The sequence below is a fragment of the Bradyrhizobium zhengyangense genome, assembly GCF_022012435.1.
Taxonomy (GTDB): Bacteria; Pseudomonadota; Alphaproteobacteria; order Rhizobiales; family Xanthobacteraceae; genus Bradyrhizobium; species Bradyrhizobium zhengyangense.
Map to the genome: position 1 here is coordinate 196,971 of NZ_JAKLUA010000004.1, position 13,510 is coordinate 210,480.

10 protein-coding genes and 2 pseudogenes are annotated in these 13,510 nt (G+C 59.5%); 6 read left to right on the forward strand and 6 right to left on the reverse strand.

All coding sequences use genetic code 11. From position 1 onward, the window contains the following. Nucleotides 1-172: 172 nt before the first annotated feature. Nucleotides 173-949 (reverse strand): EAL domain-containing protein, encoded by a 777-nt coding sequence (locus L6637_RS15245; RefSeq protein WP_237867234.1) that lies wholly within the window; start codon nt 947-949, stop codon nt 173-175. Nucleotides 950-1,264: 315 nt separating this feature from the next. Further along, on the reverse strand, nt 1,265-4,567 hold the full coding sequence (locus L6637_RS15250) for a PAS domain S-box protein (RefSeq protein WP_237871124.1): 3,303 nt from the start codon (nt 4,565-4,567) through the stop codon (nt 1,265-1,267). A 304-nt stretch (nt 4,568-4,871) separates the two neighbouring features. On the opposite strand from L6637_RS15250, the pseudogene L6637_RS15255 reads away from it, so the two are divergent. After that, a pseudogene (locus L6637_RS15255) lies at nt 4,872-6,430 on the forward strand (ISL3 family transposase). A 413-nt stretch (nt 6,431-6,843) separates the two neighbouring features. Here L6637_RS15255 and L6637_RS15260 read toward each other — a convergent pair. Next, nucleotides 6,844-7,095, reverse strand: a complete 252-nt coding sequence (locus tag L6637_RS15260; RefSeq protein WP_237871126.1) for an MBL fold metallo-hydrolase RNA specificity domain-containing protein — start codon at nt 7,093-7,095, stop codon at nt 6,844-6,846. A 73-nt stretch (nt 7,096-7,168) separates the two neighbouring features. On the opposite strand from L6637_RS15260, the pseudogene L6637_RS15265 reads away from it, so the two are divergent. Continuing rightward, nucleotides 7,169-8,202 (forward strand): annotated as a pseudogene (locus tag L6637_RS15265) (aldo/keto reductase). A 298-nt stretch (nt 8,203-8,500) separates the two neighbouring features. Here L6637_RS15265 and L6637_RS15270 read toward each other — a convergent pair. From L6637_RS15270 to L6637_RS15280, 3 genes are all read right to left on the reverse strand, one after another. Then, nucleotides 8,501-9,910 (reverse strand): DUF2130 domain-containing protein, encoded by a 1,410-nt coding sequence (locus L6637_RS15270; protein WP_237871128.1) that lies wholly within the window; start codon nt 9,908-9,910, stop codon nt 8,501-8,503. A gap of 193 nt (nt 9,911-10,103) precedes the next feature. Then, nucleotides 10,104-10,991: an ImmA/IrrE family metallo-endopeptidase gene (locus L6637_RS15275; RefSeq protein ID WP_237871130.1), complete on the reverse strand. Its 888-nt coding sequence runs from the start codon at nt 10,989-10,991 to the stop codon at nt 10,104-10,106. 2 nt (nt 10,992-10,993) lie between these two features. After that, nucleotides 10,994-11,446, reverse strand: coding sequence for a helix-turn-helix domain-containing protein (locus tag L6637_RS15280; RefSeq protein ID WP_237871132.1), 453 nt, complete (start codon nt 11,444-11,446; stop codon nt 10,994-10,996). A 27-nt stretch (nt 11,447-11,473) separates the two neighbouring features. Between L6637_RS15280 and L6637_RS15285 the strand changes: the two genes are divergently transcribed. The 4 genes from L6637_RS15285 to L6637_RS15300 are packed head-to-tail and all read left to right on the forward strand — an operon-like array spanning nt 11,474 to nt 13,499. Then, nucleotides 11,474-11,692: a hypothetical protein gene (locus tag L6637_RS15285; RefSeq protein WP_237871133.1), complete on the forward strand. Its 219-nt coding sequence runs from the start codon at nt 11,474-11,476 to the stop codon at nt 11,690-11,692. A 2-nt stretch (nt 11,693-11,694) separates the two neighbouring features. Continuing rightward, complete coding sequence (locus L6637_RS15290; RefSeq protein ID WP_237871135.1) at nt 11,695-11,958, forward strand: DUF1883 domain-containing protein; 264 nt, start codon at nt 11,695-11,697, stop codon at nt 11,956-11,958. Nucleotides 11,959-11,970: 12 nt separating this feature from the next. Continuing rightward, nucleotides 11,971-12,783: a nucleotidyltransferase domain-containing protein gene (locus L6637_RS15295; protein ID WP_237871137.1), complete on the forward strand. Its 813-nt coding sequence runs from the start codon at nt 11,971-11,973 to the stop codon at nt 12,781-12,783. Next, on the forward strand, nt 12,780-13,499 hold the full coding sequence (locus tag L6637_RS15300) for a DUF6602 domain-containing protein (RefSeq protein WP_237871140.1): 720 nt from the start codon (nt 12,780-12,782) through the stop codon (nt 13,497-13,499). Before L6637_RS15295 ends, L6637_RS15300 begins: the two co-directional genes overlap by 4 nt. Nucleotides 13,500-13,510: the final 11 nt, after the last annotated feature.

Below are 13,510 nucleotides of genomic sequence, written 5' to 3' on the forward strand. Positions count from 1 at the left end.
TCTCGCTCGAGAGGAACGGGCGAGGTCGATAGTGTCGCATGCGCTCTGCCGGCACGCTGCTCTGACGGGAAAGTATCGAGCCGAGCCGCTCGCCTTGGACGCATCAGCTTAGTTCAATATCGAACGAACAGCCGACGAGATCGTATGGCGGAGGAGCTATTGGGCTGATTCATCATCTTGCTGCCAAAGCGGCTTCAATCGGCCTGTCCGCAATGAAAGTAACTTTGGGCAGCGTCATGAATCCCGGCTTTGCGAAGTAATAGCCCTGAAACAGATTGATGCCAGCTGCTTTCAATACGCCGAGTTCGGCTTCGTCCTCGATGCCTTCGGCGAGCACGCGGACGTCAAGCTCCCGCGCGATATTAACGATGCCAGCTACAACTGTTTGCTTGGCGTGGCTGACATGTATGTCGCGGATCAGTTCCATGTCGATCTTGATCAGATCGGGCTGCAATCGAGCCAAGAGACCGAGCCCAGCGTATCCTGCTCCGAAATCATCGAGCGCCGTCCAGAAGCCGAACTTGCGGTATGCTTCCACGATCTTCGCGACGTGAGCAGGGTCCACCATCCGCTCGTTCTCGGTGAACTCGAACATGAGATTACGATGTGGAAATTCCACGCGCTTGGCGGCGGCAAGCGACTTTTGGATGCACGCTTTGGGTTCGTATACTGCGTTCGGCATGAAGTTGATCGACAGCCGCATGTCTCTGCCCGCGAAGAGTGGGCCTGCGGCCTCGATTGCCGTGACTCGGGCCGCTTGGTCGAAGCTGTACCGAGTCTCGTCGGTGACCTGCGCAAGGACGGTATGGGCAGGTTCCCCGTTTTCCCCCCTCACGAGCGCTTCGTATCCCCAAACCTCTCCCGCCGAGAGATCGACGATCGGTTGGAAAGCCATTTTGAATTTGAAGGGCAAGCTCTCGCTGAGACGGCAACCCGCGCACGTGTTCATAGTCCCACTTTCTTTCACATTGCGCGCAAGCTAGGACGCAATGATTGCTCGGCGGTTAAGGACTAATCGGACGCGACGGGCTAACTTGTGTTAAGAAGACCTGAGCCCAGCTCAAAGACTGTCTGGCGGACGGCCCCTTTTGCGACGAACGAAAAGCCGTCCGGAAACGCGGTCGTCGAGTCGGTGCCGGCGCCTGACCAGCCTTGACCGTCTCATTGGCCGAGACGCGAGGTCAGGCGGCATGTGCAATGAAACGTGAGGACGCAGTTTGCTCGCGGACTGCAGCTGGCAACGGAGCGCGGCCTTTGCTTTCACCTATCGACCACTCGACAAGCTGGCAAGTTTCGCAGCGAGATCGTTAATGCCGAATGGCTTGACCAGCCGCGGAAGATCGGGCGCGACGCCCTCGCTTTCCGCGTAGCCCGACACCACTAGCACGAGCGTTCCGGGCAGTTCGGAACGAACGAGACGGGCCAGATCTGTACCGTTCATTCCTGTCATCAGGTGATCGGTGATAAGCAGCTGGGGTTTGACGCCCCCACCGATCAACCGAATTGCCTCTTCGGCCGAACCAGCTTCGAGAACGGCGTAACCGAGGTCCATGAGCATGTCGGCGGCTGCGGCACGCACAAGGGGCTCGTCATCAACGAGAAGCGCTGTCCCTAGGGCGCCAACGGCGGGCACTGAGGCCGTTTGCTGGTTCTCCGGCGCTACAGGCTCATCGGTCGATGGAAGCCAAATTTCTATATTTGTACCCAGCCCTGGGCGGCTTTGAATTGTCAGTGCCCCGCCTAGTTGCGACGCCAGGCCGTGAGCCATCGACAGACCGAGGCCCGTGCCCTTTCCGATGCCCTTGGTTGAGAAGAATGGCTCGATTGCTCGGGCCTTCACAGACTCGTCCATGCCGATGCCGCTGTCCGCAACGGATATCCTGACATAACGTCCAGGTTTCAGGTCTGTCCCATGCTTCGCGTCAATGTGTTGGGCGTCGGCGGTAATGCGCAGCGTACCGCCGTCGGGCATCGCGTCACGCGCATTCACCGCGAGATTGAGGAGAGCCATCTCCAGTTGGTTTTCATCGACCTTTGCCGCCGGCAGGTCCTGTTCGATCTCGACAGAGACCTTGACTTGCGGACCGGACGTACTGGCGATCAGCTCGCCCATTCCGTGGATCAAGTCGCCTACTTGGGTCGCTCTGGCCTGGAGCGGTTGCCGCCGTGCGAATGCGAGCAACCGCTGCACAAGCGTCTTGGCCCTATCTGCGGACTGCATCGCCCCGGCGATCAATCGCTGCTCGCGTTCCCCGCCTACGCCTCTGCGTTGCAAGGCATCGAGGGCGCCGACGATTGGCGTCAGCAGGTTGTTGAAGTCGTGGGCGACGCCGCCGGTCAACTGGCCCATCGCCTCCATTTTCTGGCCCTGACGTAGCTGCTCCTCCGCCCTTGCCAGCCGCTCATGCTCGCGGATACGTTCCGATACATCGTAGACGAATTGATACGCGCCGATCCGCTCTCCTTTGCTATTTCGGAGGGTATTGTACTTCATTTCGTAGTGACGACGTTCGCGCTCACCGAGGGCTGCGATCTCCGTAAATTCCTCTCCGGATAGCGCGCGGGCCCACACCGCGCGTAAGGCTTCGCGCTCGGCAGGCAGATGTGTCAACAGATCGAGCATGCATGCCCCGGCCTGCGGACGAACCCCGAATATCTTCTCGAATTCGTTAGCCGCGGCTTTGTTGATGGCGAGCCAGCGGAATTCGAGGTCCACGACTTGGACAAATGCATCCGTCCCTTCGACGATGTCGGCCAAAACCTTTCTTTCAGCCAGAACCTCCGAGATGCGGCGCTCCAAAGTCTCGTTAAGCTCTTTGAGCTTTGCCTCATCGGCCTTGCGGGCAGTAATGTCGATGGCGGTACCGGTCACCCGCAAACAGCGCCCCTCAGCATCGAACACGCCCCGTCCCTTTGCCGCGACCCAGCGGATGCGACCGTCTTCCTTGCCAATGGTTCGATACTCGACGTCATAGAGAGCGCGCATATCGGGATCCGCTGCAGCCGCGTAAGCCGCGCTAACGGCGTCCCGGTCTTCGGGGTGAAGGCCCGAGTAGAAGTCCAGCATCGACACGGGCGTGTCCGGCGCGATACCGAACATTGCCTTAACCAAGGGCGGCCAGTGCAGGATTTGATTGACTTCATCCACATCCCAGAAGCCGACGTCCGCGTTGGCCGTCGCGAGCCGCAACCGCTCTTCGTTCTCTCGCAGCGCAACATTCGTTGCCTGCAACTCCTCTTGGGTGCGGCGACGTTCTGCCTCAGCTTCCTCTCTCTCGGTGACATCGACGTTGACGCCAATCATCCCAAGAAATTCACCGGAAGCGCCGATGCGAGGATGCGCGACGGTTTCTAACACCCGGTATGCTCCTGATGCGCTGCGGTATCGCCCTTTCAGCTCGATAGGAACCCGTTGCGCAATTGCGGTCCCGACCTGTACGCGGACGGCTGCGGCGTCGTCGGGGTGTATGGTTGACGACCAGTCGAAGTCGGCAATGCCTGCCTCCTCTACCCCCCAGAAGTCGCGGAGTAGCCGGTTGAGGTGAAGGCATTTGCCTGCGGAGTCGCTTATCCAGATCATGACAGGAGCATGCTCCGACATAAGACGGAATCGCAGTTCGGATTCCCTCAATTGCTCTTCCGTCATTATTCTGTCCAGCGACAGGCTCAACTGGCGTGCAATGGTGCTGGCTAGACGGGTTTCTCCCTCGCTGAATTGATGCGGAGACCTATAGTAGGTCATGAACTTGCCGATGACGTGTCCATCGCGGAGCAGCGGAATGAAGGCGAGGCCCCGAATCCCTTCGCCCTCGATTACCTTCTTCAGGGCATCAGGTTCGTTAGAATCCCTGATGTCGGCAACGAAGATCGGGACCGCGTCGGTCGTTTCGGGTGTCCACGGCGAGTGGCCCTCTACTGTTTTGCGGTATTGCTCGCTGATGCCCCTCCAAGCGACGAAGCGCATCACGGAAGCCGAATCGAACAGCAGGATCGATGCGCGCTCGCACGCGAGCGCTTCCGTGATCGCTTCGAGCGCCGCCTCATAGACCTCTTGCGCGGTTCTGGCAGCCTGCAGGCGCTCTGTCAGGTGAAAGAGAGTTCCGAGCTCGCGAACGGTCCGCGAAAGAAATTCAGCAGCACTCTTGCGCTCGCTGGTGTCCCGGCAAAACGATGCTCCGCCCACGATCAATCCGTTCTGGTCGCGCAGCGGGACGGCTGTAATCTCCAGGGAGAGGGCTCTGCCCTTCTTGCCCACTCTGACGGTTTCGAAAGGGCCAACGGATTCGCCGGCGCTCACGCGATCAATAATGTTCTCGGCGACTGAGCGGTCCGCTTGTGTGACCAGATCCAGCAGGGAATGCCCGACGATTTCCGATGCCTCGAACCCCAACAGGCGTTCTGCCGCGGGATTCCATTGGGTGATGATGCCGTCGATGCGCCAACACCAGATCGGGTCGGGTGAGCCGGCCAGGATTGCCGATAGCACCGCCGGTCCGGGCTCGTTCGTCTCGGAGCGATAGGGTTTTGCTTTTATGGCAGAGATCGGTCGCTCAACTCCACTCGACATCCCTTACCCCTGGCAGCCGCTCTTCCGCTCCCAATACCTTGATCGAGCCGCGGAGATCAAAACCTTAGCCAACGACGAGGATTGGCCTTGGTTCCAATCGCCAATCCCCACGTGATCGCAACATCTCAAAGGGCCCGCGAATCGACCGAGATCGACGGCCCAATAAGCATGACAGGTGTGAATAGGCACGCTATTTGACCCCCAATCGGCTTCCAAGGTTGGCTCTGACTCACTTTTGGTGCAGCGATTGACGTGCCAAGGATGGCACAGTGGCTGATTCAACTTCTCGGGGGAATCACCGCAGATGTGCCGTAAAATGCATGCCGCGCCGCTGACACCAGCGGGCCTTGCTATCGATGGCGTCGAGATTGGGGCCGCGAAGATCATCGTATTAGCAAGGCCAAGCACGAAGATGGCGACCTGTCCTGAATGCGGTGCCGTTTCGGATCGGATCCATAGCCGCTACAGGCGGCGCCTGATCGATTTGCCTGCCCACGGTCGAATCGTCGAGATCAATGTTGAGACACGCCGGTTTCGATGTGTCAGAACGGGCTGCCGGCGGCGCATTTTTGTCCAGCGCCTCGGCGACGCGGTCGCATTGCCCTCAGCCCGGCGAACGGTGCGAATGGATGGCATCGTGCATCGCCTCGGGCTCGCACTGGGTGGGCGTCCCGGACATAACTTGGCAAGCCGCCTGGCAATCCCGGTCAGTAAAGATACCTTGCTTAGAACGGTTCGCCGGCGCGCGGCACGCCCTCGCGACCCCTTGCGCGCGGTCGGCATTGACGACTGGGCCTGGCGCAAAGGATGCCAGTACGGTACCGTCATCTGTGATCTCGAGCGCCGCCGCATCGTTGCACTCCTGCCAGATCGCGCGAGTGGCACCAGTGCCGCCTGGCTGCGCGATCACCCCAGCATCGAGTTCATTGCCCGGGATCGTGGCGCGAGCTACGGCGACGCCGCATCCAAGGGTGCGCCCCAGGCCATACAAATCGCGGATCGTTGGCACCTCTTCGAGAACGCCAGCGCGAGCTTTCTTGATGTCGTGCGCCAGAACATGCACGCCATCCGCAAATCGTCGGCCACTGGCGACATCGACCCCGCATTACTCAGTTGTGCCGAACGCAAGCGGTGGGAGAATTTCCAACACCGCAAGAAGACGGTCGACGCGGTGTTGCGGCTGCTCGAACAGGGAACTCCACTCAAACAGATTACCCGTCGGCTTAGCCTTGCACGCCAGACCGTTCGACGTATTGCCCGAGGCGGCGGACTGGAGGTCTTCCGCAGCCGCGTGAGCATCCTCGAGCCGTACGCCGAGACGCTCGACGCGCTCTGGACGGGCGGCTGCCGGAATGGCGCCGAACTCTGGCGCCGGCTGCGGACAAAGGGATTCCAAGGATCCCTTCGGGTCGTCGCCGAATGGGTCACCCGCCGCCGCCTCGACGAGTCATCGAATCCGGCCGGGCGGATGAGGAAGACCCCGTCGGCACGCAAGATTGCGCGGCTTATGACAATCGAACGCGATCAAGTACCGAGGGATCAGGCATCGCTGATGGCAAAGATCGCGCACGATGTCCCACCGTTGCTCGAGGCCCGCGACTTGGTCGATCGCTTCCACGAAATCATGCGCCAGCAAACAGCCGCCGACCTCAATCCATGGATCGCCGCCGCGATCGCCAGTCCACTAAGCTCGTTCGCCAAGGGCATCATCGCGGATCGCGACGCCGTTCGAGCCGCAATCATCCAACCATGGTCGAACGGTCAGACCGAAGGTCAAATCACAAAGCTCAAACTGGTGAAGCGTCAGATGTACGGCGTGCAAAACTCGATCTGCTTGAGGCACGCGTCATCGGCGCCGCGTAAACAACTGCACCAAAAGTGAGTCAGAGCCCAAGGTTGACCCCACCCGTGCCGCTCGATGTCCCTGACACTGTGATGGAAATCAGCCGTGGGCTGGGGTCACGGTTTGGCGCCGATAGGGGTCAAAGCTCGGAGTCGATCCACAGTTTCCGGGTCCGTCATTGATGAGAGGGGCAATTACGTCCTGATCACGGCCGAGTTTGCTGCCGCCTCCAGCCAATCCGAAAGCAGTTGAGTGCCGCCACGCGCCCAGGAAGTGCGGAGCCGCGCGCGGGTTCACGCAACGCAACCGCTCTACGGCGGCTCGAGAAGTCCTGAGCGCTCTTCACGTCCCAAGTCGAATCCCCCTTCTCCATCCCTCCCCCTATCTTGGAAAAGGCGATTGCAATCCCCGCGCGGGGATGCCTGCACTCAATTCAGACTTCAATCCATTCACCATCATTTGCCAATTCCACGTTGCTAAAAAGTTCAGGAAACCGAAGCCGTTCAAACGTATGGATGGGGATCAGGCGCTTCGCCGCCACGGCGGCGGCAAGGCGCTTCAGGTCGGATGGACCGGCGTGTCCCGAGGTATGGACCGTTTCCACCGCGACGCTGAAACGGCCATCGAGCTCCTGCAAGAGCATTTCGAGCGCACCGCGCGCACGGTCGACGAACTTCTTCGTCACAAATGGTGAGTGCCTCGACGACGAACGAAATTCCATAGCCGCGCCAAGCGGCAACTGCCCTAGGGAGTGAGCGATGAAATATCGTGCGTTTGGCCGTACCGGCCTCTATGTCTCCGAACTCTGCCTGGGTACGGCGACCTTTGGAGGCCAGGGCTGGTGGAAGGTCTGGGGCGAAGTCGATCAGCAAAGCGCAAATGTACTGGTCGAGCGCGCACTGTCCGCCGGCGTGAATTTCATCGACACTGCCGACGTCTATGCAGAAGGCCACTCAGAGCGCATTCTCGGGCAAGCGATCCGCGTCTCAAAGTGAACCGGGACGATGTCATCATCGCGACGAAAGTGCGTGGCCGCACGGGCCCCGGACCCAACCAGGTCGGCCTCACGCGTGGCCATATCATGCACGGGGTCGAAGCCAGCCTGAAACGGCTCGGCCTCGACTACATCGATCTCTACCAGGTGCATGGCGCCGATCTCGTGACACCTATCGAGGAAACGATGCGCGCGCTGGACAATCTCGTCTCGCGCGGACTCGTCCGCTACATCGGCGCTTCGAACATGTCGGCCTGGCAGATCATGAAGGCGCTCGGGATCTGCAACCAGCACAATTACGCCCGCTTCGAATCCGTTCAGAGTTACTACACGATCGCGGGACGCGATCTCGAGCGCGAAATCATCCCGATGGCGATGGATCAGCAGCTCGGCCTGATGATCTGGTCCCCGCTCGCCGGCGGCTTCCTCTCCGGTAAGTTCACGCGCGAAGGCGCGGCTGCGTCCAATAACGCAAGGCGCCTGTCGTTCGACTTTCCGCCGGTGAACAAGGAGCACGCCTACGACGTCATCGATGCGATCAAGCCGATCGCCTCCGCGCGTGGCGTTTCAGTCGCCCGGATTGCCCTCGCCTGGCTCTTGCACCAGAAGAGCGTGTCGACAGTGATCATCGGCGCAAAGTCGACCGAGCAACTCGACGACAATCTTGCTGCTGTCGATATTCAGCTCTCCGCAGATGAAACTGCCGTTCTGGACCAGGCGAGCGCCCTCTCGGCGGAATACCCACAATGGATGCTCGCGAGGCAACACGGCGATCGGCTGCCGCCCACGCTACGCTGACGTCATCTGTCGGCGATCTATGCAGCCGTGTGCGTTGAAGACAGCAGCCCATAACCCTCAGCACCTGACGCCTCCGCGCGCATTGCCGATTCAAATTCTGCCAATAAAGCGTTGTAAAGCAGCCCTCTCATCTCCGTCTGGCACTCCACCGATAAGCTTTCACTATTTTCCTTATCAGTCCGCAGACTGACTCCGCTTTGTTAGAAACCTTATCAGCGCAATAACAGGCCCGTTGCGACCATCTATTGGTCACCCACAATCTGACGTCACGGTAGTTTCTGCCTGACCTGGCTAGAAATCACTCCGCTGCTTCAGCGACATGGCTTTTGAGCTCCGCAAACTTCGCTGCCATCGTCGGATTGGAGCGAGTCAACTTCTTGATCGTCACGTCCTGCGCCTTGTCGTTCGCGAGGCGCAGGTTGCGGTCCGCGCCGATCAGCGCATCTTTGGTCTTCTGCAGATGATCAATGGACTTGTCGATCTCGGTGATTGCGGTCTGAAAATTCCTAGAAGCTAGATCGTAGTTCTTCGAGAACGCCGTCTTAAAGGTCTCCAGCTGGTTTTCAAACTGGGTGATGTCGATGTTCTGCGCCTTCACCAGCGCCAGCTCAGTCTTGTACTTCAGCGAGTTGATCGCGGCATTCCGCAAGAGCGTAATCATTGGCAGGAAGAACTGCGGCCGGATCACATACATTTTCGTATACCGGTGGAAGACGTCGACAATGCCGGCGTTGTAGAGTTCGTTGTCCGGCTCAAGCAAGGAGACCAGGATGGCATACTCGCAGCCCTTCTCCGTCCGGTCCCGGTCAAGCTCCTTGAGGAAGTCCTCGTTCTTGCTCTTCGTGGCGGTTTTGTCGCTTTCGTTCTTCATCTCGAACATGATCGAGATGATCTCGGTGCCGGCGTCGTCCGAGTCGCGGAAGATATAGTCGCCCTTGCTGCCGGTCCGCGCGTCATTGTCCTTCTCGAAGTACGCTCGCGGAAAGGCCATCGCGCGCACCCGGTTGAACTCGGTCTCACAGTGCTGTTCGAGGGTCTCGCCAACCATCTTCGTCGAGAGGCGGGCCTTCATGTCTTTCAGGCGCTCGATCGCGTCGTCGCGATCCTTGATCTGCGTTTCGTACTTGTCTTTCAGCGACTGCTCGGAGAGCTGCTTTTCAAGCTGGACCTGCTTCATGCCGTTCTTCAGCTCATCGCGCTCCTTTTCGATGGCACCGACCGCCTCGGTCACGGCGAGTTTCTTCTCAAGCTCAACAGCCTGCAACTTGGCCTTCAGCTCCTGAATTTCCTTTTCCTTGGCAGCAGAGGCCTTGTGCAGCTCGCCGGCCAACAGGGCATCGGCAAGCTCCGAGGCCGCTTTCTTGTCGCGCTCGGACTCGGCCAGCGCGTTTGCCAACCGGTCACGCTCTTTTTCTACTGTGCTGAGCGCCTCGCTGACGGCGAGTTTCCGGGCGACCTCGCTTCCCTCAAGCTTGGACTTCAACTCCAGGATCTCGGCATCCTTGGCGGCCGCAGTCTTCTGCAGATCGTTGCGGACCTGGGCCTTCGCCAATTCCACGGTGCTCTGCTTGTCACGCTCGGCCAACTCTAATCGTTTGTGGAGTTGTTGGGCGAAATCGGCGTCGCGGACCTGCTTCAAGATATCCGCGTAGCCGGACTCATCGACCTTGAAGGCCTTATCGCAATGGGGACAGATGATCTCGTGCATGGCTCCTGTCCGGATCGGGGCGGCTGCAGTTGTGTTCAATTACGGCGCGGAATCGCCCTGTCGCCATGAGAACAAAATTAGAACAAAGCATTTTGGAGGGTCAAGCCGGAAGCTGCGGTTTTGCGCAACTTGCTAGAGGAAATTCTCCACTTCTCGACGCTAATCAGCGGTTTCAGGACGGGGGTCTCGACGGCTAACGCCAACGTGCCTGCTGATCTTTGAAGCGCTGCGCCGACGTCCGGTCGTCATCTGCCTCTTCGGCCTCCTCAACCTCAAGCCAGAGCATCAACAGCGCGTAACCGTCTTGCTGAGGATACATTTGCTCAAAAAGCTCGGCGCGCTGGCCGGGCTTCAGATCTACCCATTGCTCCGGGCTGATCGCCGAAAGTTCACTTGCGACCCGTGGACGCTGATCCTTTGCACGGAAGATCGACGTTCTCGGGACCGGCTTGCCGTAGGGGACCGATATCCACGGGAAGGTAGGCCGCTTATGCGCGCGCTTAACGATGCCGTCCTCGATCACCACGACAGCGATTTCTTGGGGATGATACCTAGCGTAAGCACGCGCGGCGGCTTCTTTGCTCACATTGAAATGCTGCGCGATCATGGGCACGTGTTCGAGCGTTGGGTCTCCTTTGGGAATGAACTTCCGCAGTATGGGTGGCGGAATCAGGATGAGCCCGGAGAACTCGTTTGCTTCTGCTTCCATGCGCGCATAGCGGTTCGTCTGGTCCAGCGACCAATTGGTCATGTCGGCGCGTGAGCATAAGAATTTGCCGGTTTCGACAGGCTTGTGGGTCGCGATTAGGAAATGCCCCAGCTCATGGCCGATGGTGAACCTGCGGCGCCCCTCCGGGGCCGCTTGATTGACCAGGATGATGCCAGTCGAGCGATCTTCATCCGTCAAGAGCCCGCCTTCGAACCCGACCGTGGTCAACGGCGCGATCTTCTCGACGTCCAGTTGACGGGCCAGTTCCTCGATCGGCATCGGGATCGGAATGTCTTTTTCAACGGATAGAATCTTGGTGGCGAGGCCCATCGGCGAGCCCGTGTCAGCCAAATCTATCCGTGTGATCTTCATGACTATCCTTTCGGCTTCCTGGTTTTTAGGTGGTCCATCATCACCTGAATGGCCTGCCGGTCGGCGGGACTTAGCTCTTTCAGCTCCCGGTACATCGCGACGACCTGAGGATCGACATCCTTGGCGGCAGGGTTTTCGCCAATCATTTCCGCTACGCTGACGCCAAAGCATTTCGCCAACTTGGTGAGAAGTTCGATGGAAGGATTGCTGCTCTTTCCGGTCTCTAAATCCCAAATGTGAGCCTTGGAGGCTCCAACCTCGTCGGCGACGTCCTGGAGCGACTTTTTCTTTTTGACGCGCAGTTCTTTTATTTTTGAAGCCAGTGACATCCACATCCTCTGTCGAATCTCAACGGCGCGGACTTTTGGGGCCGCGCCGTTGATCTGACGATTTTGTACCACGGCCATTGACGACGGGCAAATCGTACAGATATAATTGTACAGAATCGTCGACATGGGTCGGGGATCGGAAAGGAGTGACTTATGTCGAAATCGTCCAAGGGCAGCGGTCCTTACCGTAGCGCAACCACCGGGCAGTACGTGACCCCCAAGTATGGTCGCAGCCACCCGAGCACAACGGTCCACGAGGCGGCCGGCAAGCACGGCTCCAGCGGGCCGCACTACCGCAGTGCGATCTCCGGCCGTTACGTCACCACCAAGCGCGGCCAGTCCCACGCCAACACCACTGTGAAGGACAAGTAACGATGAACTTTCTTCACAACGACCTGGGCTTTCTCAACAGCGGCGCAGTGGTCGAGGTCAGCCTCGATCACGCCGCCAACGTGCGGCTGATGGACGCTGGCAACTTCCAGAGCTACCGCCAGGGCGGACAGCACCAGTTCTTCGGCGGTGAGGCGCGCCGGTCACCGATCAGGTTGCGGGTGCCGCAGTCGGGTCATTGGCATGTAGCCATCGACCTGGGCGGCCGTGCCGGCACGATCCGGGCCGGTGTCCGGGTCTTTTCTTAGAGGCATACCTTGATGAATGCGCTCGATCTCTACGGCTACACTAATCCTCAAGGTTGGCGCATGATGTCCGAACAGGACTACCTGAACGCCATTCTGCTGCGCGAGCAGGTAGCCACCGGTCTCGCCTCGCCCGCCTTCTTTGTGCCGGGCGCGATCAGGCCGGTGATCGAGCAATGGGCGGGCCGATTCCTCCAAGACGTCACGGCAAGCGGCTCCTACGCCAAGGGTACCGCCAACCACAGTGGCACCGATCTCGACCTGTTCATCGCGTTGTCCCCCGAGACCCCTGAAACCCTGTCCGATATTCACAAGACGCTGGTCGTTGCGCTCAAAGCGGCGGGTTACCAGCCGCGCCTCCAGAACGTCTCCATTGGGATCAAGGTTCACGGCTATTCGGTCGATCTGGTGCCGGGCAAGCGCCAGAACTGGCTGTTCAATGACTACAGCCTGTACAAGCGACGCGGCGACACTTGGACCAAGACCGACATCTCGCAGCACATCACGAAGGTGAAAAACTCCGGGCGGCAGGCCGAAATCCGGCTGATCAAGCTCTGGCGGACGCAGAAGGGCCTGGAGTTTCCGTCGTTCTGTCTTGAACTTGCGGTCATTAGGGCACTCGAAACTGCATGGCTGACGCCGCTCGGCGACAACATGCGCACCGTATTCGCCTATCTGCGCGACAATATCGCCACGGCAAGATTCGTCGATCCTGCCAACACCAACAACACTATCTCGGACGATCTCACTGCCGCCGAGAAGCAGGCGATCAAGAAGGCCGCCGCGGCTGCGCTCGCCGCGCCTTATTGGCGAGACATTGTCGTATGAGCGGCTGGTCGCTCGAGACCCTTCTGGCCGGGCTTCACGGCGAGATCTCGCTACGCCTTGAACGCAGCCGGGCGGCAATCGGCCATCCGGTGGCAAAGGGCGATGCCACTGAAGGCATTTGGATCGAGCTGCTCAAGAACTATCTGCCGGAACGGTATCGCGTCGACAGGGCGTTTGTGATCGACAGCACCGATACGACCAGCCAGCAGATCGACATTGTCGTCTATGATCGCCAATATACGCCGCTGATCTTCAAGCAGGACGGCACATTAGTGATCCCGGCTGAAAGCGTGTACGCCGTCTTTGAAGCCAAGCAATCCATCGATGCCGATCAGGTCGAGTATGCCGCCAAGAAGATCGCGAGCGTGCGCTCTCTGTATCGCACCAGCCTACCCATACCGTCTGCGGCCGGTGTGCAGCCTGCCAAGCCGCCCGGGCACATCATTGGCGGGCTTCTGACATTCGAAAGCGAGTGGAATCCGCCGATGGGCGCCCCGTTGCTGAAAGCGCTGGCGACAGCTGAGGCGACGGCATCGCTCGACCTTGGATGCGTGGCGGCCCACGGCATCTTCATGAGGCAGGACGACGGGAACGTCCTCGAAGCCGACAAGCGCGCCGCAACAGCCTTCCTGCTGGAATTGATCGCGAGACTGCAGACGTCCGCGACCGTCCCGATGATCGACGTGCGGGCATACGCGAGATTCCTGAAGGGCTAGCTCGTGGGAAT

Coding starts and splice junctions, on each gene's coding strand:
- L6637_RS15250 (WP_237871124.1), bottom strand. CDS start 4,567: ATGTCGAGTGGAGTTGAGCGACCGATCTCTGCCATAAAAGCAAAACCC.
- L6637_RS15300 (WP_237871140.1), top strand. CDS start 12,780: ATGAGCGGCTGGTCGCTCGAGACCCTTCTGGCCGGGCTTCACGGCGAG.
- L6637_RS15245 (WP_237867234.1), bottom strand. CDS start 949: ATGAACACGTGCGCGGGTTGCCGTCTCAGCGAGAGCTTGCCCTTCAAA.
- L6637_RS15290 (WP_237871135.1), top strand. CDS start 11,695: ATGAACTTTCTTCACAACGACCTGGGCTTTCTCAACAGCGGCGCAGTG.
- L6637_RS15270 (WP_237871128.1), bottom strand. CDS start 9,910: ATGCACGAGATCATCTGTCCCCATTGCGATAAGGCCTTCAAGGTCGAT.
- L6637_RS15285 (WP_237871133.1), top strand. CDS start 11,474: ATGTCGAAATCGTCCAAGGGCAGCGGTCCTTACCGTAGCGCAACCACC.
- L6637_RS15280 (WP_237871132.1), bottom strand. CDS start 11,446: ATGTCGACGATTCTGTACAATTATATCTGTACGATTTGCCCGTCGTCA.
- L6637_RS15295 (WP_237871137.1), top strand. CDS start 11,971: ATGAATGCGCTCGATCTCTACGGCTACACTAATCCTCAAGGTTGGCGC.
- L6637_RS15275 (WP_237871130.1), bottom strand. CDS start 10,991: ATGAAGATCACACGGATAGATTTGGCTGACACGGGCTCGCCGATGGGC.